At 58.2% G+C, this 12,788-nt stretch carries 13 protein-coding genes and 1 pseudogene; 3 read left to right on the top strand and 11 right to left on the bottom strand.

From position 1 onward, the window contains the following. Window positions 1-356: 356 nt before the first annotated feature. From ACYCTF_RS12935 to ACYCTF_RS12950, 4 genes are all read right to left on the bottom strand, one after another. Window positions 357-671, bottom strand: coding sequence for a BON domain-containing protein (locus ACYCTF_RS12935; protein ID WP_461284283.1), 315 nt, complete (start codon window positions 669-671; stop codon window positions 357-359). A 262-nt stretch (window positions 672-933) separates the two neighbouring features. After that, a complete protein-coding gene (locus tag ACYCTF_RS12940) occupies window positions 934-1,701 on the bottom strand; it encodes a slipin family protein (protein WP_461284284.1) in 768 nt (255 codons plus the stop codon). A 498-nt stretch (window positions 1,702-2,199) separates the two neighbouring features. Next, a complete protein-coding gene (locus ACYCTF_RS12945; protein ID WP_461284285.1) occupies window positions 2,200-3,882 on the bottom strand; it encodes a chloride channel protein in 1,683 nt (560 codons plus the stop codon). Window positions 3,883-4,370: 488 nt separating this feature from the next. Further along, window positions 4,371-4,595 carry a hypothetical protein gene (locus ACYCTF_RS12950; RefSeq protein WP_461284286.1) on the bottom strand — a complete coding sequence of 75 codons (225 nt, stop codon included), beginning with the start codon at window positions 4,593-4,595 and terminating at the stop codon, window positions 4,371-4,373. A 51-nt stretch (window positions 4,596-4,646) separates the two neighbouring features. Between ACYCTF_RS12950 and ACYCTF_RS12955 the strand changes: the two genes are divergently transcribed. Further along, window positions 4,647-5,345, top strand: a complete 699-nt coding sequence (locus ACYCTF_RS12955) for a hypothetical protein (RefSeq protein ID WP_461284287.1) — start codon at window positions 4,647-4,649, stop codon at window positions 5,343-5,345. 45 nt (window positions 5,346-5,390) lie between these two features. Here ACYCTF_RS12955 and ACYCTF_RS12960 read toward each other — a convergent pair. The 5 genes and pseudogenes from ACYCTF_RS12960 to ACYCTF_RS12980 all read right to left on the bottom strand — a co-directional run. Beyond that, window positions 5,391-5,546, bottom strand: a pseudogene (locus tag ACYCTF_RS12960) (aspartate 1-decarboxylase); the annotation flags it as partial. An 83-nt stretch (window positions 5,547-5,629) separates the two neighbouring features. Beyond that, a complete protein-coding gene (locus tag ACYCTF_RS12965; RefSeq protein WP_461284288.1) occupies window positions 5,630-5,938 on the bottom strand; it encodes a HigA family addiction module antitoxin in 309 nt (102 codons plus the stop codon). 9 nt (window positions 5,939-5,947) lie between these two features. Next, complete coding sequence (locus ACYCTF_RS12970; RefSeq protein WP_461284289.1) at window positions 5,948-6,226, bottom strand: type II toxin-antitoxin system RelE/ParE family toxin; 279 nt, start codon at window positions 6,224-6,226, stop codon at window positions 5,948-5,950. A 57-nt stretch (window positions 6,227-6,283) separates the two neighbouring features. After that, complete coding sequence (recJ, locus tag ACYCTF_RS12975; protein ID WP_461284290.1) at window positions 6,284-8,014, bottom strand: single-stranded-DNA-specific exonuclease RecJ; 1,731 nt, start codon at window positions 8,012-8,014, stop codon at window positions 6,284-6,286. 418 nt (window positions 8,015-8,432) lie between these two features. Beyond that, window positions 8,433-9,152 carry a site-specific integrase gene (locus ACYCTF_RS12980; protein ID WP_461284998.1) on the bottom strand — a complete coding sequence of 240 codons (720 nt, stop codon included), beginning with the start codon at window positions 9,150-9,152 and terminating at the stop codon, window positions 8,433-8,435. Between the two features lie 1,488 nt (window positions 9,153-10,640). Between ACYCTF_RS12980 and mobI the strand changes: the two genes are divergently transcribed. After that, complete coding sequence (gene mobI, locus ACYCTF_RS12985) at window positions 10,641-11,156, top strand: conjugative transfer protein MobI(A/C) (protein ID WP_461284385.1); 516 nt, start codon at window positions 10,641-10,643, stop codon at window positions 11,154-11,156. A 150-nt stretch (window positions 11,157-11,306) separates the two neighbouring features. On the opposite strand, the gene ACYCTF_RS12990 is transcribed toward mobI, so the two are convergent. Both ACYCTF_RS12990 and ACYCTF_RS12995 read right to left on the bottom strand, forming a co-directional pair. Beyond that, window positions 11,307-11,666 (bottom strand): XRE family transcriptional regulator, encoded by a 360-nt coding sequence (locus ACYCTF_RS12990; RefSeq protein WP_461284386.1) that lies wholly within the window; start codon window positions 11,664-11,666, stop codon window positions 11,307-11,309. Further along, window positions 11,659-12,024 (bottom strand): type II toxin-antitoxin system RelE/ParE family toxin, encoded by a 366-nt coding sequence (locus ACYCTF_RS12995; protein ID WP_461284387.1) that lies wholly within the window; start codon window positions 12,022-12,024, stop codon window positions 11,659-11,661. The genes ACYCTF_RS12990 and ACYCTF_RS12995 overlap by 8 nt, the downstream gene beginning before the upstream one ends. 338 nt (window positions 12,025-12,362) lie before the next feature. Here ACYCTF_RS12995 and tnpA point away from each other — a divergent pair, with 338 nt between their 5' ends. Further along, window positions 12,363-12,734, top strand: coding sequence for an IS66 family insertion sequence element accessory protein TnpA (gene tnpA / locus ACYCTF_RS13000; protein ID WP_461284999.1), 372 nt, complete (start codon window positions 12,363-12,365; stop codon window positions 12,732-12,734). The last annotated feature ends 54 nt before the right edge of the window (window positions 12,735-12,788 follow it).

The following is a 12,788-nucleotide window of genomic DNA, read 5'->3' on the forward strand; positions in this document are numbered from 1 at the left end:
CCGCAGGATGTGTGTGCGGGCTCTCTGGAGCATGCCCATGAACCGTGTCATTCAGTAAGAAGCTCACCCGCTTGAGCGGGTTGAGAGTGTCACTAAAGTATTCTCACGGTTACCTATGCGGAGGTGTTGAATGGTACCCGCCACCGCACGTGTCTTGAATGACATAGCGGTAGTTACTTTAGCGAGGACGATGTTTTCTAAAGATCGTCGCCAGATCGTATCGTAAGCCGTACCGTCTAACCTTTGGTTTTAACGAGGGAGCGGTGGCGGGGATTTGCGCGCGGACGTCCCGTCGACCGAGCGCGCGTTCGTGTAAAATCGGTAAGATGCGCGGTCTGTATTTGCCTTCGGCCGTGTTACTGCTTAATGTGAATCTCGTTATCAACCGACTTTACGCCGGCGACATGGGCGGCGATTCCAACTGCAGCATTGGCCTCCTGCTTGGTGCGGGTAGAGCCCGTCAGATACACCACGCCTTTGGTCGTTTTAACATCGATATGGATCGCACCCAAGCCTTTGTTAGCGATCAGCTCGGACGTTACCTTGGTAGTGATGACAGAGTCATTGATATACTGGCCCGTGTTTGCGTAAGCGGGTACAGCTGCGCACACACCGAGTCCCGCAAGCAGCATCATTATCAAGCGAAGATCCCTGTTCTCTACGTTTGTCATGGTCGACTCCTGTCTTCTAGTATTATTTATATCTATAATCCCGGAGTGCCTTTTATTATGGCGCTGTCGGTGTGCTCTCGGTCAATCCCCATTTGGCGTGCACGCCGGGAGATTGTGGGACCAATTATCAGCTGGGGACCGGGATTCTGAGGATCCGGGGGCCAAGACAAGAAATAGGAGGCACCAAAAGTCCGGGTGGCGTATTTCAATACTATGGAGTCGGGCCTCCCGCCAGAGGTATCGTAGAGCCTGTGCCCCGGCACTAGTCTAATGGGGAAGAATCTCCAGCCATCTTCAGGAAGGGCTTAATGAGATCGATTGGTAGCGGAAATACGACTGTCGAGTTCTTCTCGGTGGCGATCTCGGCAAGTGTCTGAAGATAGCGGAGCTGCATGCCGCCAGTTTCGGAAGATAAGATATGCGCGGCGTTCACTAACGTCTGTGCCGCCTGGCGCTCGGCTTCGGCATGAATAACCTTGGCGCGGCGATCCCGTTCCGCCTCCGCCTGTTTGGCGATCGCTCGAATCATGTCGTCGCTCAACTGAATGTCGCGGACCTCGACATTGAGAACCATGACCCCCCACTCTTTGACCTGATCATTTAATATTGTGTGGATCGCGTTATTTAAACGATCGCGTTCCGCCAGCATCTCATCTAGGTCATGCTTTCCGAGAACAGATCGCATGGTCGTTTGCGCGAGCTTGCTGGTGGCCGAGTAATAATCAACCACTTGAATGAAGGCCTTCTCGGGATCAGACACGCGAAAGTATAAAACGGCGTCGACCTTAATCGAGACGTTGTCGCGCGATATCGCATCTTGCGCGGGAACCTCATGGACTTGCGTACGCAGGTCAACTCGTACCTTACGCTGCAAGAACGGAATAACAATGATCAGCCCCGGCCCCTTGACCTTTAAAAAACGGCCCAGCTGAAAAACGACGGCGCGCTGGTACTCATATATGATTGTGAGGGACGCCATCAGAAACAAAGTGAGAGCGACAAAAAAGAAAAGTACAAAATCTATCGGCATTGCAAGGCTCCTTGGTGGCAAAGCACAGACCTTCGCGACTGTGAGCCAGCCAAATAGTGGTCCGCCGCGCCATGTAAAGAGGACGACTACCGCAACGCGATCGACATCATAGCCACAGTTCCCGTGTAAAGAACATCCGCCCAAGCGCCTTAAGCGGCTAATTCGAGTTTGAGGTAATTGCGCCAGCGGCTGCTAGCCGAGGTTCGTCGGAAGCACGAGAGGGGGAGGGGTCACGCGGTAACGGAGCGAACGCGCGGTCGGTGACCTATGGCGCGGTTCAAGGGACCCCCGGTTTCGGTGTGAAAACTAAAGAGGCACATTTTTGTAGGCGTTTCAGGCCATAAACGGTAGATCTTCAGAGGTTGTTGCTTGGTAGGTAAGCACCTCTCGTTCGTCCTAATACGGACGGAGCAAGTACGGACATTATTACGGGCCTACGCGAAAAAAGTTGTAGTGGCATGCCGATAGAACCCGAATTCGCGTTTGCTATGGTTAGATCTATTTACGTCTTACGAGTCCGAGGAAGCGGCCGTTCTTCTCGTCGATTACGGGTAATTCCCCAGTCGGTTCAATATCCAGGCGCGCAAGCACTTCGGCTTGACTCATAAGAGGGCTCAGCGCCTGAACTGGTTCTATGAAATCACCTGCAGCGCCGGTCACTAGTACGGTGGGTAGCGCTTGTGGATGAATGGCGCGGGTCGGTAGGATGCGCCCAGCAAGCTGAGCATTCCCGTCTAACACATAGAGTGGGCGCGGGGAATTTGTGTTGCGGAGTAGGCGCTCCAAAACTTCCAGGTAATTGGCAGAGATAGAAATGGTTGTAAAATCTTTAGAAATGGGCCGCCCCCACAGGACTGTGTCGTCTGATGGATCTTGGGCGGCCCGCCGTATGAGATGGAGAGAGCCTGAGTAGACAGATCGGCTGTCGATTATTCGCGCTGTAACCGAGGCACCTGCGACCGCTACCAGGACGGGTACCATGATCGTCGTGATGTGGTGGGTGAGCTCCAAGACCAGCACGATAGCGGCTAGAGGGGCTTGCATGCTGGCGGCCAGGATTGCGGCACCTCCGATGAGCGCGTAACTGCCAGGTGTGGCGCCGGGCCACAACCCTGACCAGAGATGCCCCATCATACCGCCGAGGAGAGCCCCAAAGGTCAAGCTCGGGGTGAACAATCCCCCTGGAGCGCCGCTTCCCAGGCACGCGAATGTGGCCAACGGTTTTAACAGTACCAGGGCCGCCAGAAGCGGCAAGCTGATCTGGTCGACCAAAGTCAGCTGAGTGACACCCTTGCCATTGCCGAGCAGCTGCGGGAACCAGATGGAGGCTAAACCTAGCATGATAAAAACGAGAACAGGGAGGAGCATGGCGATCCCACGACGCGGTTTTGCTCTTTCTGCGCGAATGATCAGCCTCACGAAAACAACTGAGGCCAACCCCGCAATCGGCCCGAAGAGGATAGCCCAAATGATTTGGGTGCTAGTGACGGCATAGGTTGGAATGAGGTAGGTCGGCTTAGCCGAAAGGAACAGCCAGGATACGGCTGTGGCGATAAAGGAGGTAACCAGGGCGGGAGGGATAAGCGGTAGGGCTAGAGAACCGAGCAGAACCTCTAGCGCAAACAGTGCGCCACCGAGCGGCACATTATAGACGGCTGCCATACCCGCTCCCGCTCCGCACGCGACGAGGAGTCGCGTTTCAGCAGACGATAAGCTTGCCCATCGGGACAGTTTGCTGGCAATGGCGGCCCCAGTCTGTTTCGGTGCCCCTTCTCGGCCCAGAGAGGCCCCCATGGCGACAATCACGATCGAGAGTAGGGCTTGCGCGATCGTCTTCCCGCAGGCCAACTGTCCGGAGCGAAACCAGATGGCCTTATTCACTCCGCCGGCTGCCCCTCCCGGCGTGTGTTTTAGTATCCAGACGCCGAGGGCTGCTATGACTCCAGCTAGCGACACGACTACGACTCGGCGTAGGGCCGTTGCTTGTTCGACGGCTGACTGGAAATCGCCAGTGTGGTAGGAAAAGCAAGCATGCTGCACGGTGCGGAGAATCAGCATCAGTACGCCGGCCCCAATTCCCGTGCCGATACCGGTCAATACGACAATGATCCAGAATCGCAATGAAAAGTTGAACGGCGGACGGCTGGACGAATCATTTGGTTGCGGAGAAGGGCTGTCCATATTATCTCGTACCTGTTGTACGGGAGCAGGTGGTGAAGTATAGCTGACGGATGTTTTGTGTGCGATGTACTATTGGGCATGTAAAGAAGCGGCCTGTCGTTCAGAGGGGAGAGACCAGTCAGGGTAGTAAGGCATCGCGGGAAAATAAGTAGGTCCGTTATTGTCCGCTGAGAATAGAAAATAGCTAACATTCTCGACATCGTAAAAGTCGCCAATCTTGATATGGAGAACGCGGAGCCAAGAATATGTAGATTGTATACAGACATGATAATGGGCAGAATACCGTTCGGCGCGTATTTCCAAGCTGGCCTGTGTTGGCGTGTTTGCGACCAGGTGGATAATGACTTATAGCCTCAAAAAAACGGACTGGCCAGTTCTGGGTGATAGGGCAGGACATGCGGTGCGCAATTTTTACATTGGGGTTTGTTGTACCTTAGGTTTTTTGTACCTTAGAAAGATGGCTCTTCAGCAGAATTAGTGGGTGTCATTTAGCTCTTAGTGCCGGTTAAGAACTGATAGAACCGCCGACACACCGCGTCGTAAACCGCATGTTCTTGTTCATCACGCGCATGGCGCCACAGGGGCCCACCCGTCTCATCGATGCGTTTTAGGATCAGCGTGCGGGCGGGGAGCTTGCGGGCTTTCTCGTCGGTAAGCACGCGGCGAATGAGTTCGCCCCCCAAGACCCAGAGGTAGTCGGCGTATTTCTTCACCGTTTTCTTCGTCCGTCGTTCGGCGATCAAGGCCAGGCGGCGGCGAGCCTAGTGCTCACGGCGCCCGGACTCTCCACCATCGTGCACGCCGTGGAGGAGGCGCGACGCATCTTCGGACGGATGATGAGTTACACGGTCTATCGCATCGCCATGACCATCGACATCATGGTCTTCGTGGTGCTGGCGATGCTGGTGACGCGCTCCTATCCGCTGACCGCGATCCTGATCATCCTCCTGGCGCTGCTCGACGACATCCCGATCATGACCATCGCCTACGACCATACCTGGCTGGAGCCCAAACCGGTGCGGTGGCAGATGAAGCGGGTCCTGACGGTATCCTCGGTACTGGGCGTGGTGGCGGTCGCCGAGACCTTCCTGATGATGATCCTCGGGCGCACCTGGCTGGGCATAGCGGGTCCGCAACTGCAGACCCTGATGTTCCTGCAACTCGTGGCAGGCGGCCATCTGATGCTGTTCGTCACGCGCAGCAAGCAGAGCTTCTGGCGCTCGCCCTATCCGTTGTGGCAACTGCTGGCGGCCACGATCGGCACCCAGATCGTCGCCGCCGCGATGGCCTGGCAGGGCTGGCTCATGACCGCGATCCCGCCCGAGGTGATCGGACTGGTGTGGGCCTACAACGTCGCCTGGATGGTGGCTCAGGATGCGGTCAAACTGGGCCTGTACCGGCTGCTTCCGGGCGCCCTACGCGCCGACGAGCATCACGGCGCCGAGGGCGTGCAACTCTCCTGACGCTCGCACGCCGCGGCGCCCCCTTCAATCCTGCGATCGGAACCCTCAGGCGACCTGCACCGGGATGTCGTGACCGGTGCGGATGATACGGTTGGCGGCGTCGAGATAGACCAGCGTCGGACGGTGCGCGTGGGCCTCGTCCCGTGACAGCGCCGCGTACGCGCAGATGATCAGGCGATGACCCGGGCGCACCCGGGTACAGGATGGTGCGTTCCGGGCGGGAACGGGAGGACGTTGCGAGCCGAGATATCGCGTGCATCGGCTAGCCCTTGGTCGCCCCCTTGCTACGCCGCCGCATGTTCCCGCACCTGTTTTGCGATCTCATTGCCGATCGCGCGCTGGGCAACACGCAGGTCGTACTCCGCCTGCAAGCCCATCCAGGTCTGCGGCGCCACACCAAAATACTTGCCGAGGCGCAAGGCCGTGTCGGCGCTGATCGCGCGCTTGCCGTTGACGATGGCGCTGATGCGGCCTGGCGGAACGATGATGTCGCGGGCCAGCCCGTTGATGCTGATGTTCTGGGGCTTCATAAAGTCTTCGAGCAGAATTTCGCCCGGATGAATCGGCTCAAGTCGCTTGCGCTTGGTGGTCATACATTCCCTCTAATGATAATCCACGATTTCCACATCAAAGGCATCTCCGTTCTGCCAACGAAAGCATACCCGCCACTGATCATTAATGCGGATGCTGTGTTGCCCTTTGCGGTCGCCTTTCAAGGCCTCCAACCGATTGCCGGGCGGCGCTTTCAGGTCCTCAAGGCGCCGCGCCTGATGCAGGTACAGGAGCTTTCGTCGAGCAACTCGTTCGATGGCCCGGAATCGTGGGACGTCCTCATCGTTGAAGAGGTCTTTGGTCCGAGTTTTGCGGAAGGAACGGATCATGATTTAGCAAGCATATTACGCGCCGCGTAATAGGTCAATCTGAGCGAGGAGCACCTATTAGTGCTGAAGGGGGCAGGGGGATGGAAAAACGCGTTCGACCACCAACTGGACTGACTCGCGGCCCTGATAGCGGTTGAGGGAGAGGGCGTAGACGAGCCGCACGGGGCCGGGTGCCGGACACCAGCCGAGGTGGGCTTGGCACTGGAAGGCAATCCCCTCGAAGATCCCGCCATCGGCCGTCTCGAGGATGAGCTTGGCATGCAAGCCTTCGGACAGGAGTCGCACGCCAGTCACCGTAAAGTCTCCCACGAAGAGCGGCGCCGGGAAGCCCTGGCCCCAAGGACCGCCCGCTTCCAAGGCATGCGCGGTCTCCAGCGTGCATTCGGGGGCCGCAAGTATCCCGTCGGTCGTGATCACGTCGCAAAAGAGGTCCGGTGTCACGTATCGGCTCACGCCCGCCTCCAGCGCGCTCGTGAAATCCTGGATCCGGTCGGGCGCGATGCTGAGGCCCGCCGCCTGCGCGTGCCCCCCAAAGCGCACCACCAGACCTGGGTGGCGAGCCGCGACATCGGCAATACAGTCACGAATATGGAGACCAGGTACGGAACGCGCCGATCCTTTCAGAAGACCGTCCGCGCCTACAGCGAAGGCTACGGCCGGCCTATGGCACTGCTCACGAATCCGGGAAGCCACAAGCCCTACGACGCCTTCGTGCCATGTGGGGTCGTGCAGGCACAAGATGGGCAGTAAGTCCGCAGGCCAGTCACGCCGGACCAAAGCCTCGGCCTGTTCGCGCATCGTCGCCTCGATGGTGCGACGTTCGCGGTTGATCCCATCCAGCCGTTCCGCAAGGCCTCGAGCCGTGGCCCCATCCTCCGCGAGGAGGGCCTGGATACCTATCGTCATGTCTTCGAGGCGTCCGGCGGCGTTGAGGCGTGGGCCCACGGAAAATGCCAGGTCCTCAGCCGTCAAGGTCGCGAGCTCGCGCCGGGCGACGGTCGCCAGGGCCGGAATGCCGGGCAGTCCGCGGCCGGCCCTCAGTATCTTGAGCCCCTGGGCGACCAGTAATCGGTTGAGGCGATCGAGCGGCACGCAGTCGGCCACGGTGCCAAGAGCCACTAAGGGAAGGAGGGGGGCGAGGCTTGGAGTGGCTGCCGGCCAATCGCGCTCGAGCAACCGTTCTCGGATGGCGATGGCCAAGAGGAACGCCACGCCGACCCCCGCGAGGTTGACAGCGCCCGAGGTATCGTCAGCGCGACGGGGATTGACGACCGCATAAGCGGGCGGCAAGGTCTCGGCTGGCAGGTGGTGGTCGGTGACAATGACGGGGATCCCGTCGGCCTGCAACCGCGCAACACCAGCATGACTGACAATGCCATTGTCGACGGTTACGACCCAGCGCGGTTGAGGGACCATGGCTGCGATACGCAAGGCCAAGGCCTCGGTGAGCCCATAACCCTCAAGACGTCTGTCCGGGACAATACAATCGACGCAGCCCCCGAATTGGCGAAGGGCCCGCACGAGGACCGCGCCCGCAGAGGCGCCATCCGCATCATAGTCAGCAGCGACCATGATGGGTTCGCGGTCCATGACCGCCTGCGCCAGGCGCTCGGCGGCCTTGGGCAGATCGGCGAAACGCGCAGGCGAGGGGAGGGCATCCCAGGTGAGCTTGAGCTCATGCGCATCGTGCACGCGGGAGGCATAGACACGGGCGAGGACCGGGTGGACTGCGGGCAAGGTGCCCGGATCGATGGATAGAGGGCGGTTGTGGATACGAGGCGACATCATGTAATCATCATCACACGAGCCGCCCAAAACGCAATTCAGAGCGAATAGCGCCGCGCCTCGGTTTTTGTGGGTCGTCCGCGGCGGCGCTTGGGTTGTGGCATATGTGGTAAATGGGGCGACGGCAACGGTGTGACACGCCGGAACTCCCGAAGCCATGCATCAACATCGTCCATATCCCAAAGGCGCGACCGGGACCCGGGGATTTGGATATAGGGAGGCACGGCCTCGCCCGCCCGGATGCGCTTTTGCAGGCGGTCCACACTGATCCCCAAGAGTACCGCCACGTCTTTATCGTTGCCGCGCCGCATGATGATGCTCCGTATGCCATTCAAGGTATGCGACGATTGTGCAGGGCGGAAAAGGTTACGAGCCGGCGAATAGCGCCACCAAAAGGCGGTCATTCGCACTGGGTACGCAATCATCGAAGCCGCTTGACGAGGTCCTCGGCCCGCAGGTGTGTGTAGCGCTTCAGCATCTGCAGGGTCTTGTGTCCCGTGATGGCAGCCACCTCCATCGCATTAAAGCCCTGCTCAAACAGCCTGGACGTGGCCTCATGGCGCAGATCATGGAAGGTGAGGCCCTCGATGCCGGCGGCCTTGCAGACCCGCTCAAAGGCCTGGGAGATCGAATCGGGGCGCATGCCCCACACGCTGCCGTCTAAATGTCTGGGGAGCCCCTCCAGGACTCCGAGCGCCGCCGTGGACAGTGGCACCCGTTTTGGTGTGCTGTTTTTAGTAAAAGGAACAAGCAGAACTCGCGCCTTACGATCCACATGCTCCCAGCGCATGGCGGCGATCTCCCCGCGGCGCATGGCGGTCTCGATGGCCCAGGTGATGAGGGGGCCTATCTCGCCGCCGTAGGCTTGGGCTGCGGACAAGAGGCGGGCTTGCTCGTCATCAACGAGACGCCTGTCGCGGCCTTGTGGGAGACGGGGCTTATGGACGAGTTCCGCAGGATTGCTCAAGCCCTCCATGCCCCATCGCTTGCGGGCCACAGTGAACAAGTGGGAGATGAGGGCGAGATACAGATGGATGGTATGGGGGGCGGCGCCCTCGGCTCCTTGATCGCGAGCATGTCCGCAATATCTTTGCCGCGTATAGAGGCCAGGAAGCGTGGCGCCAACGATGAGGCCTGCCACCAACGAATGGTGAATATCTCGCGGTTGCCAGACTTCTTTTTACTGCTGATTTCGCGGGCGTAGCGATCGAGGGCTTCGGTCAGGGTCGTGGCCTCCGCCTCGGCTTGAGAGGCGAACGCACCGCGATCCATCTCGCCTTCTACTTGACGACCCCAGGCCTCCGCCCTGACCTTGGTTGTGAAGGTTTTGGTTTGAGTAGGGTATCCCTGCCGTCGAATGCGTGCCCGCCATTGGAGATCGCCACGCTTTTGGATTGTCGCCATGCTGTCCGGCTATCGTGGACCACATATGAGTTCAGTGGACCAAAATTGGACCAAAAAATCAATGGCTGGGCTTGGTATCGAAAGGGTCGTCTGGTTAACTGACGGATTTATCGAGTATTTATTGGTCGGGGCGAGAGGATTTGAACCTCCGACCACCTGAACCCCATTCTCGTGCGTATTTGAGTCATTTCAACAGCTTACGGGCCTTTCTTCCAATATAACCAGGCGGAATAGCTCGTTAAAGAACAACAAGTTGCCAGTACGTTGGAAGCCATATTGGAAGAGATTGCGGGTGCGCGAAAGAGGGCGGCAGCCTGCGGCTTCCCGCCCGGACCTACGCCCATTGCCGGCCACACGGCCGGTCCCGCCGACTACGCGCCCTCGTTTCGCTCTCCCTGGCACGCAGCGAACGAGAGTAGCCACATTATATCGGGAATCATGGTGGGGTCTCATCTAGGCCTGATTTAAGCTCAGTGGCCATCCGAGGCATCTCTTTCACCGTATTGGGCGCGCCATCTATAAGGGAACGCCAATATCGGATCAGATTTACAGAAGAGATCAGACTTGACCACAGCAAGGTCGTGTGGATTTAAGGACTACCAAGATACTAAAAGACCAAACGTGCATGAATAATGGCGTCATTCGGTCAGCCGGTGCCCTTGTAAGTCTTTATCGTTGCCTTTGATCCCACATCCTGCGGAGGCAGCATGGCCAATGCTCAGCATTGTAACAACACCGAGTTCTTGCTCCCACTACCTGTTGTCGTCGGCGGTCCTTACAGATTTCCGCGCCCGAACACGCTTCGTTCCCCTGATCTTAGGCCGCGACAAATCAGCCGTTGCCCTGCGGCTACGAGCAATTTACCGTCATCACCGATGGCTCATGTGCGCACCAGAAATTCAACCAGCGGTGTTCTTGCCATCGAACTTCGAGCAACCCATGACGGCGGTTGACAGAAGACGCTATGAAGGCGAATGCGGCTATATATCGTGGGGCATTGTTTGGGATGCTAATCGTGGTCGCAGACAACATCATGACCCAAAAATGGTCTCTTATAAGAGATCAGGCCAAAAATGGGTGCGACAAAACGTACTCTAGGAGTACTCAAGAAAGGCGGTCAGATTGAGCATTTTCGTATTCTGGAAGTGGTGGTCACACTTCCAAAAGTCATAGAGTCATGGAAAGCCCATCCGGCATTCACGACAAACCCAAAAGAGGCCTGAGTATGCAACTTCAAATCTGGATTAGTGTGCAACGCCAAGTACTAGCAGCCGACGCCGATGGCGTAGCCAAGAAGGTACAGACAGTAGTCGCCAAGTACAAAGACAAAAACCCCTTGACGGTTAATGGGCGGTCGACGCGGTTCAGCGATCTCCGTGTGCGTGTTCGGCTGGTAGAAGATCGCTATCTTTCCATTGAATGGCTGGTGCGCCGGTGGTACACCAAAGACGGCATGCACCGGTTTCGCACGACCTACATTCGTAAGGGGCGCGGTCTCGCTTATCGGGACGCGGCGCTTTCTCGTTATGCGCGAACCGATGATCGGGAGGCCGTGCTTGAGGCCGAACAGAAGTTTGCCGAGATCAGGCGCAAAGCTAAACAATTGAGCGAGTTTGAATCGCTGGCGAAAGAGGTGGGCTGCCTGCTAACCGTCACGGTCGGTCCACAACAGGATGAGAAAAAGTTTTACCCAACTGAGACCGGGTTACCTGATTGGAGCGACCTATTTAAGGGGTATTAAACCTTGCTTGGTAAGTTCGGTATTGTGCGGACACATACCATCGATAACCTGGATTCCGTAATTCAATGCGAACGTGTGTTGTGTTGTTCAAGGGTCGCGTTTGGCTTGGCGCGGACAATTGCCAGCAGGCATCCAATGGTCCAATGGCGCTTATCGTGGAGAGCGCTCGGAAACGGCTAAGGCGGATGGCGACGGCAGGGGTGCGAGATCAGAGAAATTGCTGATCTTGATGGTGCCGTCCGGGAAGCGCGCGATGACCTCCAGTTGCCCCCCCATAGCTTCAATGTGACTGCGCAGGGTCGAGAGGTACATATCGGTGCGCTTCTCCAGCTTGGCGATGGCGGGTTGCTGTATGTGCAGCACCTCGGCCAGCATCTTCTGTGATAGTCCGCGTGCTTGACGTAGCTCGTTTAAAGGCATCTCGGCGAGCATCGTTTGCGCTTTGGCCTCGGCTCGCGCCCGAGACTCTGGCGACATGCGTGCGCGCAGTTTCGCGAATTTGTTAGTCATGACTTTGTCCCTCTTTTCGCAGTTGTTCCAGGTGGCTATCGTAGAGTCGATCGGCGACCGGGATGTGTGTGTCGTACCAGCGATCATCCCCGGTCTTGTCGCCGCCAATCAGCAAGATTGCCGATCGCCTGGGATCAAACGCATACAAAGTCCGTAGCGGACGGCCGTCGTGCTGCGTACGCAGTTCCCGCATATGGCTGTGCCGTGACCCGTTGATTCCGCTGCTGTGTGGAAAACCCAACATGGGTCCTCGCTCTTCCAGTAGGCGTACAGTGGCGGCTAATGACTCCTGTTCCTCTTCAGACAGGGTCGCCCACCATGCGCCAAACTCATCGGTGTACTCAACCTCCCAGCTCATATCGGCAGTGTAGCCTAAGGAGTGTATTCCTTCAATGGAATACGTGGGCCGGTCACGCGTCGCGCACTAGCTTCTGTTTGTGGCGTTACTGTCCGTGCGATGGCTAAGCCGTTGTTACCTGACTGGCCTATCTCTTATCTGCGACGCATCACCCCGCTTGTGCAAGGTGGTCGCTCTGCCAGTAGGAGGAGGGTCCTTCCGTGGCGTGGTCTAGGTAGGCGCCCTGGAATGCATTCCGTGTGCACTATTGCTACGTAAGCGCTCCATAATCCCCACCCTGCCGCAGTTCCCCTGATCCCGTTACGCTTCCCACCCATCACATTGATGGAGATAGGCGAGTGGCGAAGATCCGCAGTCATGAGGATTGGCGAGCGCTTTTTGCCGAGTACGAGGCAAGCCCTGAGAGTGCGCGCGACTTCTGTGCCCGACATGGCCTGCGGTTGACGTACTTCTATCGGCGCAGCCTGGAGCTCCGCGGACGTTCGGCAAGTCGCAGGGGGCGAGAGGGTAAACCCGTCGCACCTCCCGCGGCCTTCGTGCCGGTGACGGTCACACCCCAGGGCCTGCCAGCACCGGTCGGCCTCAAGCCGGGCAGCCCCCACTGCGTGGGCGATACGGTCACGCTCAGGGTCGGCAAGGCCACGATGACGTTGTCATCTGTGGTGTCCCCGGCGTGGGTGGCCGCCCTCCTTATGGCGCTGGAGGCCTGATTCCCATGCGCATGTTCATAGAGCCGCTGGCCGTGTATCTGCACCGCGAGCCCA

The organism is Acidiferrobacter sp. (genome assembly GCF_054609335.1).

Bases quoted from the DNA above. Each gene is read 5' to 3' on its own strand.
- ACYCTF_RS12935 (WP_461284283.1), bottom strand. From the start codon at position 671: ATGACAAACGTAGAGAACAGGGATCTTCGCTTGATAATGATGCTGCTT.
- ACYCTF_RS12940 (WP_461284284.1), bottom strand. From the start codon at position 1,701: ATGCCGATAGATTTTGTACTTTTCTTTTTTGTCGCTCTCACTTTGTTT.
- ACYCTF_RS12945 (WP_461284285.1), bottom strand. From the start codon at position 3,882: ATGGACAGCCCTTCTCCGCAACCAAATGATTCGTCCAGCCGTCCGCCG.
- ACYCTF_RS12965 (WP_461284288.1), bottom strand. From the start codon at position 5,938: ATGACCACCAAGCGCAAGCGACTTGAGCCGATTCATCCGGGCGAAATT.
- ACYCTF_RS12970 (WP_461284289.1), bottom strand. From the start codon at position 6,226: ATGATCCGTTCCTTCCGCAAAACTCGGACCAAAGACCTCTTCAACGAT.
- recJ (WP_461284290.1), bottom strand. From the start codon at position 8,014: ATGATGTCGCCTCGTATCCACAACCGCCCTCTATCCATCGATCCGGGC.
- mobI (WP_461284385.1), top strand. From the start codon at position 10,641: ATGCAACTTCAAATCTGGATTAGTGTGCAACGCCAAGTACTAGCAGCC.
- ACYCTF_RS12990 (WP_461284386.1), bottom strand. From the start codon at position 11,666: ATGACTAACAAATTCGCGAAACTGCGCGCACGCATGTCGCCAGAGTCT.
- ACYCTF_RS12995 (WP_461284387.1), bottom strand. From the start codon at position 12,024: ATGAGCTGGGAGGTTGAGTACACCGATGAGTTTGGCGCATGGTGGGCG.